Raw genomic sequence first — 1216 nt, 5'->3', positions numbered from 1 at the left:
TTTCTTACTCATGGTCTAATGCAAATCTTTAAGTCTTTTCATGCTTGCCCACAACGTTCCCGCGGTATGGTGTCGTGGCAGTTTCTTTCCGACGGGAAAGGAACTGTCAAGACAAAAGAGACAGCCTGCGAACGTTGAAGTATTTTGTTTAAAAATACTGCCATGCAGTATGACCGCGTGTTGTATTTAGTACCTTCTTTTTTTCTCTCACCGGAGCTCTTTAATTGAACGGTTTCGCAAATTAAACACTTCGGTAAATCAAATGAGATTCAGCCGCCCATAGCCGGATAATGTAAATCAAAAACTCTACGATATTGCGTCAACCCCAAACGATATTGCGTCAAACTACGAATCTTCAAAGTTGTGTAGACTGAGATTCCACCCGACACCTGGTTTAAATCAAACGATGATCCAATTTTAAAAAGAACGTTCCCGCTTCAGCCGAAAGAGGGTGGAAGCCAGTTTAAAATAATCAAACAACTAATCCCGGTATTAAATACAACGTTCCCGCGGTATGGTGTCGTGGCAGTTTCTGTCCGATAGGATAGGAACTGTCAGGACGAAAAGAGCTTGCAGCGAACGTTGAATTATTTGGTTTAAAAGTACTGCCATGCACTATGACCGCGTGTTAGTGGCTGGCGGTTCTAATCTCTTTATCAATCAGTTTCAATAATTTTTTTTGTTGATAATTAATCATTGAACTATCAATAAAATATTCTAAAATGAATGAAAGTAATAATGCTCCTCCAAATAGGAATGTATTTTCAATATTTTTGTCCGTAGTTAGTCCAGAATATATAGTTATTATAACTAGTGTCAAAGTGAATAGTAATGAAAACCTAAAACCATTTTTGATATCTGTAATTATAGTAATTTTAATTAAGTCAACATCTTGTTTGAATGATAATTTTCCATCGCCATACTTTCTTTGAAAAGATTCAAGTTCTTGATCTTTGATATCACATTTAAATAGAACAGTATCATCATTAACTTTGATATTTTTAAATCCAATTGATTTTAAAGAATCTGAAATTATTTCTGGTCTGAATTGGTCTATCGTAATCTTGATACTATTCGTAAATCTTAATTTAATCATAGGTAATTTTTATAAATCCAATTACTTTTTTCCCGCTTGCCACTAACGTTCCCGCGGTATGGTGTCGTGCGGTTGACTGTCCCACGAAGTGGAGACTGTCAAGCCGAAAACGACGGCATA

The 1216-nt window shown here is 36.2% G+C and carries 1 protein-coding gene; it reads right to left on the bottom strand.

Going from position 1 to position 1216, the window contains the following annotated elements:
* Positions 1-628 precede the first annotated feature (628 nt).
* Positions 629-1096, bottom strand: a complete 468-nt coding sequence (locus ACE01N_RS20445; protein ID WP_380592928.1) for a hypothetical protein — start codon at positions 1094-1096, stop codon at positions 629-631.
* Positions 1097-1216: the final 120 nt, after the last annotated feature.

This window comes from Quyinboa ferrireducens, assembly GCF_042436675.1.
Classification (GTDB): Bacteria; Bacteroidota; Bacteroidia; order Bacteroidales; family UBA5342; genus JBHJHP01.
Note: the sequence above shows the minus strand (reverse complement) of the source record. Positions and strands in the feature narration are given on the sequence as shown.

Bases quoted from the DNA above. Each gene is read 5' to 3' on its own strand.
- ACE01N_RS20445 (WP_380592928.1), bottom strand. From the start codon at position 1,096: ATGATTAAATTAAGATTTACGAATAGTATCAAGATTACGATAGACCAA.